Consider the following 6,887-nt stretch of genomic DNA (forward strand, 5'->3'; position numbering starts at 1 on the left):
ATGACAGATCTGCCCGCCAGCGTACGCTGGCAGTTATGGATTGTGGCCTTCGGCTTCTTTATGCAGTCGCTGGATACCACCATCGTCAACACCGCCCTCCCCTCGATGGCCAAAAGCCTTGGGGAGAGCCCGCTGCACATGCATATGGTGGTGGTCTCGTATGTGCTAACGGTGGCAGTCATGCTACCGGCCAGCGGCTGGCTGGCGGACCGGGTTGGCGTGCGCAATATTTTTTTCAGCGCCATTGTGTTGTTTACCGTCGGCTCGCTGTTCTGCGCCCAGGCAACCACCCTCGATCAGTTGGTGATGTCCCGCGTGCTGCAAGGCGTCGGCGGCGCGATGATGGTACCGGTCGGGCGGCTAACGGTGATGAAAATCGTTCCGCGCGATCAGTATATGGCGGCGATGACCTTCGTCACCCTGCCCGGCCAGGTTGGCCCCCTGCTCGGCCCGGCGCTTGGCGGGGTACTGGTCGAATATGCTTCCTGGCACTGGATTTTCTTGATCAACATCCCGGTTGGCATCATCGGCGCTATCGCCACATTATGCCTGATGCCGAACTACACCCTGCAGACCCGGCGCTTTGATATCCTTGGTTTTATTCTGCTGGCGGTGGGAATGGCCACCCTGACGCTGGCGCTCGACGGTAAAAAAGGGCTCGGTATCTCGCCGCTGCTGCTCGCCGCGCTGGTCGCCGGTGGCCTGATGGCCATAATTTTTTATTTGTGGCACGCCCGCGGCAACGTTAACGCATTGTTCAGCCTCAATCTGTTTCGCAATAAAACCTTCTCGCTCGGTCTTGGCGGCAGCTTTGCCGGGCGTATCGGTAGCGGGATGTTACCGTTTATGACTCCGGTATTCCTGCAAATTGGCCTCGGCTTCTCGCCGTTCCACGCCGGGCTGATGATGATCCCGATGGTGCTGGGCAGCATGGGGATGAAACGCATCGTGGTGCAGGTAGTAAACCGCTTTGGCTATCGCCGCGTACTGGTTTTCGCAACCCTCGGCCTGGCGCTGGTGAGTTTATTGTTCATGGCCGTCGCTCTGGCCGGCTGGTACTGGCTGCTGCCGCTGGTGCTGTTTCTGCAGGGTATGATTAACTCCAGCCGTTTTTCATCAATGAATACCCTGACGCTAAAAGACCTGCCTGATGAGTTGGCCAGCAGCGGCAACAGCCTGCTCTCAATGGTTATGCAGCTCTCGATGAGTATCGGCGTGACCATCGCCGGGCTTTTGCTGGGTATGTACGGCCAGCAGCATATCAGCGCCGATGCGCCAGCCGTTCATCAGGTTTTCCTCTACACCTATCTGAGCATGGCGGTGATTATCGCCCTCCCGGCACTTATCTTTTCCCGTGTACCGAACGATGTCGGCAGCAACACCGTCATCCGCCGACGCAAAAGGAGTGAATCGTGAAACTTTGGCGCCCGGGTATCACCGGTAAGCTGTTCCTGGCTATTTTCGCCACCTGTATCGTGCTGCTGATTAGCATGCACTGGGCGGTGCGCATCAGCTTTGAGCGCGGCTTTATCGACTATATAAAACGCGGTAATGAACAGCGATTAACGATGCTCGGCGATGCGCTCAGTGAACAGTACGAGCAGCACGGCGACTGGAAGTTTTTGCGCAATAACGATCGGTTTATCTTCCAGTTACTGCGCACCTTCGAGCGCGATAACGACGAACGTCCACCGGGTGGTCCGGGCCCGCATGGCGAGCCAGGGCCAATGCCCGGGCCTGGCCCGCGGCCCGATATGCCGCCGCACGGCTGGCGCACGCAATTTTGGGTTGTCGATCAACAAGGGCGCGTGCTGGTAGGCCCGCGGGCGCCGGTACCGCAGGACGGCACCCGGCGCAACATTGTCGTCGACGGCGTGACCGTTGGGGCGGTGATCGCCTCGCCGGTCGAGCGGCTCACGCGCAACACGGATATCAATTTCGACCGCCAGCAAAAACGCACCAGTTGGCTGATCGTCGCCCTCGCCACCATCCTCGCCGCGCTGGCTACTTTCCCGCTGGCCCGCGGGCTGCTGGCACCGGTCAAACGGCTGGTGGAAGGCACCCATAAGCTGGCGGCGGGCGATTTCTCTACCCGCGTCACGGTCACCGGCGGGGATGAACTGGGTCGTCTGGCGCAGGATTTCAACCAGCTTGCCAGTACGCTTGAGCGTAACCAACAGATGCGCCGCGATTTAATGGCCGATATTTCGCATGAACTCCGCACGCCGTTAGCGGTCCTGCGCGGCGAACTGGAGGCCATTCAGGACGGAGTGCGAAAATTCACCCCGGATTCGATCTCTTCGCTGCAGGCGGAAGTCGGCACGCTCACCAAGCTGGTGGACGATCTGCATCAGTTGTCGATGTCCGATGAAGGCGCGTTAGCCTACCAGAAAGAGTCGGTGGATTTAATTGCGCTGCTGGAGGTCGCCGCAGGGGCGTTCCGCGAACGTTTCGCCAGCCGCGGGTTGACCATCGGCGTCTCGCTGCCGGATAACGCTGTCGTGTTCGGCGATCGCGATCGGCTGATGCAGTTGTTCAATAACCTGCTGGAAAACAGCCTGCGCTATACCGACCACGGCGGACGCCTGCTGATTAGCGCCAAACAAAACGGCCGCAGATTAATACTCGATTTCGCCGATAGCGGCCCCGGCGTTAGCGACGAGCAACTGGGGCGGCTGTGCGAGCGTTTTTACCGCACCGAAGGTTCGCGTAACCGCGCCAGCGGTGGATCCGGCCTTGGGCTGGCAATCTGTATGAACATTGTCGCGGCCCACGGCGGCAGCCTGAACGCCAGCCATTCGCCTTTTGGCGGGGTTAGCATTAAAGTAGAATTACCTCTGGAACAGGATTTATCGAGGGACGTATGAGCGAATTACCCATTGATGAAAACACGCCGCGTATTTTAATCGTGGAAGACGAGCCTAAGCTCGGTCAGTTGTTGATCGACTATTTGCAGGCCGCGAGCTACGCGCCAACGCTCATTGCGCATGGCGATCGGGTACTGCCCTATGTCCGCCAGACGCCCCCGCATTTAATCCTGCTGGATTTAATGCTGCCCGGCACCGACGGCCTGACCCTGTGCCGTGAGATCCGCCGTTTTTCCGATGTGCCAATCGTGATGGTCACCGCCAAAATCGAGGAGATCGATCGCCTGCTAGGGTTGGAGATCGGCGCCGACGACTATATCTGCAAACCGTATAGTCCGCGTGAAGTCGTGGCTCGCGTGAAAACGATCCTGCGTCGCTGCAAGCCACAGCGCGTTCTGCAGGCGCTGGATGCGCAAAGCCCGCTTATCGTTGATGAGAGCCGCTTCCAGGCCTCGTGGCGCGAAAAATTGCTGGACCTGACTCCCGCCGAGTTTCGGCTATTAAAAACGCTGTCGCAGGAGCCGGGTAAAGTCTTCTCCCGCGAACAACTGCTCAATCATCTGTACGACGATTATCGCGTGGTGACCGACCGCACCATAGATAGCCATATTAAAAACCTGCGCCGTAAGCTGGAATCGCTGGATGCCGAGCAGTCGTTTATTCGCGCCGTCTACGGCGTCGGCTATCGCTGGGAAGCCGACGCCTGTCGAATGGCTTGATCACCGCGCCTCTTAGCGCAGAGAGGCGCAAAGGTTTACTCCCTCTTTCCACGGCGCTACAATGCCCGCCCTTAATGTGGGGACACTCCCCCGAATCGCCGTACCTGGTGCGGCGAGTCTGACCTGTCATCAGAACGAGAACATCATGTTTAAACCGGAACTCCTTTCCCCGGCGGGAACGCTGAAAAATATGCGTTACGCTTTCGCTTATGGCGCCGATGCGGTCTACGCCGGCCAGCCGCGTTACTCACTGCGCGTGCGCAACAATGAATTTAACCACGAAAACCTGCAGCTCGGCATCAATGAGGCCCACGAGCTGGGGAAAAAATTCTACGTAGTGGTTAACATCGCGCCGCATAACGCCAAGTTGAAAACGTTCATTCGCGATCTCAAACCGGTAGTGGAGATGGGCCCGGACGCGCTGATTATGTCCGATCCTGGTTTAATCATGCTGGTGCGCGAAAACTTCCCTGATATGCCGATACACCTTTCGGTACAGGCTAACGCCGTCAACTGGGCGACGGTGAAATTCTGGCAGCAAATGGGACTAACCCGCGTGATCCTGTCCCGCGAGCTGTCGCTGGACGAGATCGCCGAAATTCGCAGCCAGGTGCCGGAAATGGAAATCGAGATTTTCGTCCATGGCGCGCTGTGCATGGCCTACTCCGGCCGCTGCCTGCTCTCCGGCTATATCAACAAACGTGACCCTAACCAGGGTACCTGCACCAACGCCTGCCGCTGGGAGTACAACGTCCAGGAAGGCAAAGAAGATGATGTGGGTAATATTGTCCACAAGCATGAGCCTATCCCGGTGCAGAACGTTGAACCCACTCTCGGTATCGGCGCGCCAACCGACCAGGTATTTATGATTGAGGAAGCCAAACGTCCGGGCGAGTACATGACCGCCTTCGAAGACGAACACGGCACCTACATCATGAACTCTAAAGATCTCCGCGCAATCGCCCACGTGGAGCGCCTGACCCAGATGGGCGTGCACTCGCTGAAAATTGAAGGCCGCACCAAATCCTTCTACTACTGCGCGCGCACCGCCCAGGTGTACCGTAAAGCGATTGACGACGCCGCCGCCGGTAAACCGTTCGACACCAGCCTGCTGGAGACGCTGGAAGGTCTGGCCCACCGCGGCTATACCGAAGGCTTCCTGCGTCGCCACACCCACGACGACTATCAGAATTATGAATACGGCTATTCGGTTTCCGAACGCCAGCAGTTTGTCGGCGAATTCACCGGCAAGCGTAACGGTAATTTGGCCGAAGTGGCGGTGAAAAATAAGTTCTCGGTCGGCGACAGCCTGGAGGTCATGACTCCGCAAGGCAACGTCAACTTTACGCTCGAACATATGGAGAACGCCAAAGGCGAAGCAATGCCGGTCGCGCCGGGAGACGGTTATATCGTCTGGCTGCCGCTGCCGGAGGATATGGCGCTGGAGTATGGTTTGCTGATGCGTAATTTCAACGGCGAGTCGACGCGCAATCCGCATAAAAATTAGTTTATTGGCGTTATTTTTTCACTATGTATGGATATTAGAATCGGATCACATACCGTTACGTTCGAAGCAGGTATCATCCATTTCGCTGAAAAACATAACCCATAAATGCTAGCTGTACCAGGAACCACCTCCTTAGCCTGCGTAATCTCCCTTACGCGGGCTTATTTTTTATGCATCCCATTTTCCCGACTTTCTTATTCCATGACGCCATTCATGCGATACACTGAGGATGACGACTAAGAATGAGGCGATAAAGGATGACCCAATTTCCAGCCAGCTTATTAATTCTCAACGGTAAAGGCGCAAATGAACCCCAACTGCGCGAAGCCGTTAATCTCCTGCGCGAAGAAGGTATCGAGATACACGTCCGCGTGACCTGGGAGAAAGGCGATGCGATTCGTTTTGTCGAGGAAGCCGAAACGCTCAAGGTGGCGACGGTAATTGCCGGCGGCGGCGATGGCACAATTAATGAAGTCGCCACCGCGCTGGTCCAGCGCGGCAGCAATATGGCGCTGGGAATACTCCCCCTCGGCACAGCCAATGATTTCGCCACCAGCGTCGGCATCCCGCAGGATTTAGCCAGCGCGCTGAAGCTGGCGATAGCCGGTCGCGATGTCCCTATTGATGTGGTACGCGTTAACAACGAGGCCGGGTTTATCAATATGGCCACTGGCGGCTTTGGTACCCGCATCACCACCGAAACGCCGGAAAAACTAAAAGCCGCGCTCGGTGGCGTCTCCTATCTGATTCATGGCCTGACGCGCATGGATACCCTGAAGCCGGACCGCTGCGAAATTCGCGGCGAGAACTTTCACTGGCAGGGCGATGCGCTGGTTATCGGCATCGGCAATGGCCGTCAGGCCGGCGGCGGTCAGCAACTGTGCCCTGAAGCATTAATTAACGACGGGCTACTGCATCTGCGTATTTTTACCGGCGAAGAGCTGTTACCGGCATTGTTCAGTACTCTCGCTAATCCCGATAATTCGCCAAACCTGATCGACGGCGTATCGCCGTGGTTTGAAGTCACCGCCGCCCATGAAATGACCTTCAACCTTGATGGCGAACCGCTGAGCGGCAAATCTTTCCGGATGGAAATCCTCGGCGAGGCGCTACGCTGCCGTCTGCCGCCGGACTGTATGCTACTGCGTTAAAACATCAGGGCGGGATATACCCGCCCTGACAACGTTATGAATATTCTACCCCTTCCCTGACGCCGCTTGCCTTACGGGCAAAGCCCGGCTGATCGACGCGAATAAACGGGCACAGACAAAACGCCAGCAGATAGAGCGCGGTATAAGCCACCACCACGCCGATGGTGCTGAAGTGCGGCAGCAGCACCACCGCAATCGCCGGCGCGAGGAAGTTCGACAGCCCGGCCGACAGGTTATAAACCGAAATCGCCGCCCCTTTATGTTTTGGCTCCAGCGCCGGGAATACCGCCGCCATCGGCACAAACGCCGCGACGAAAATCCCCAGCGCAATCGCCGGCACCAGCGCCATGGCGAAGTTATGGCCGAAGTGCTGCGGCAGGTAGTAAAACGCCAGGCTCGACAGCGCCATGCCGATGCAGCCGAACCAGCGCACCACTTTCATCCAGCCCATTTTCTCCGCCACAATCCCCCAGAAGACGTTGGAGAAGATGGTGGTGAAGAAGAACGCCGCCCACACCTGCAGCCATTCGGAAGTGGTGAAGCCAAGCTCATCGACGAACATCATCGGCATGACCACCGCGAAGCCGAACAGCGACAGGGTGTTGATAATGCGCACGATGCTGGAGAGCATAATGCTGCGGTT

At 57.4% G+C, this 6,887-nt stretch carries 6 protein-coding genes; 5 read left to right on the forward strand and 1 reads right to left on the reverse strand.

Translation table 11 applies throughout. The features are described from left to right. From PGQ95_RS23990 to yegS, 5 genes are all read left to right on the forward strand, one after another. A complete protein-coding gene (locus PGQ95_RS23990) occupies positions 1 to 1,416 on the forward strand; it encodes an MFS transporter (RefSeq protein WP_113373482.1) in 1,416 nt (471 codons plus the stop codon). Then, complete coding sequence (baeS, locus tag PGQ95_RS23995; RefSeq protein ID WP_430919604.1) at positions 1,413 to 2,867, forward strand: two-component system sensor histidine kinase BaeS; 1,455 nt, start codon at positions 1,413 to 1,415, stop codon at positions 2,865 to 2,867. Before PGQ95_RS23990 ends, baeS begins: the two co-directional genes overlap by 4 nt. Continuing rightward, positions 2,864 to 3,586 carry a two-component system response regulator BaeR gene (baeR, locus tag PGQ95_RS24000; protein WP_087860434.1) on the forward strand — a complete coding sequence of 241 codons (723 nt, stop codon included), beginning with the start codon at positions 2,864 to 2,866 and terminating at the stop codon, positions 3,584 to 3,586. The genes baeS and baeR overlap by 4 nt, the downstream gene beginning before the upstream one ends. A 145-nt stretch (positions 3,587 to 3,731) precedes the next feature. Then, positions 3,732 to 5,093 carry a tRNA 5-hydroxyuridine modification protein YegQ gene (gene yegQ / locus PGQ95_RS24005; protein ID WP_032714942.1) on the forward strand — a complete coding sequence of 454 codons (1,362 nt, stop codon included), beginning with the start codon at positions 3,732 to 3,734 and terminating at the stop codon, positions 5,091 to 5,093. Between the two features lie 257 nt (positions 5,094 to 5,350). Beyond that, the gene (gene yegS / locus PGQ95_RS24010) at positions 5,351 to 6,244 is read left to right on the forward strand and encodes a lipid kinase YegS (protein ID WP_047078109.1); all 894 of its coding nucleotides are present in this window, start codon (positions 5,351 to 5,353) and stop codon (positions 6,242 to 6,244) included. A gap of 34 nt (positions 6,245 to 6,278) precedes the next feature. Here yegS and PGQ95_RS24015 read toward each other — a convergent pair. After that, positions 6,279 to 6,887 (reverse strand): MFS transporter (locus tag PGQ95_RS24015; RefSeq protein WP_430919606.1); only part of this gene is annotated, 609 nt, incomplete at its 5' end.

Origin of the sequence: Klebsiella sp. 141240, assembly GCF_050600805.1 — a bacterium.
Classification (GTDB): domain Bacteria; phylum Pseudomonadota; class Gammaproteobacteria; order Enterobacterales; family Enterobacteriaceae; genus Klebsiella; species Klebsiella aerogenes.

Excerpts from the sequence above, each read along its gene's own strand:
- PGQ95_RS23990 (WP_113373482.1), top strand. The coding sequence starts at position 1 with ATGACAGATCTGCCCGCCAGCGTACGCTGGCAGTTATGGATTGTGGCC.
- baeR (WP_087860434.1), top strand. The coding sequence starts at position 2,864 with ATGAGCGAATTACCCATTGATGAAAACACGCCGCGTATTTTAATCGTG.
- yegQ (WP_032714942.1), top strand. The coding sequence starts at position 3,732 with ATGTTTAAACCGGAACTCCTTTCCCCGGCGGGAACGCTGAAAAATATG.
- yegS (WP_047078109.1), top strand. The coding sequence starts at position 5,351 with ATGACCCAATTTCCAGCCAGCTTATTAATTCTCAACGGTAAAGGCGCA.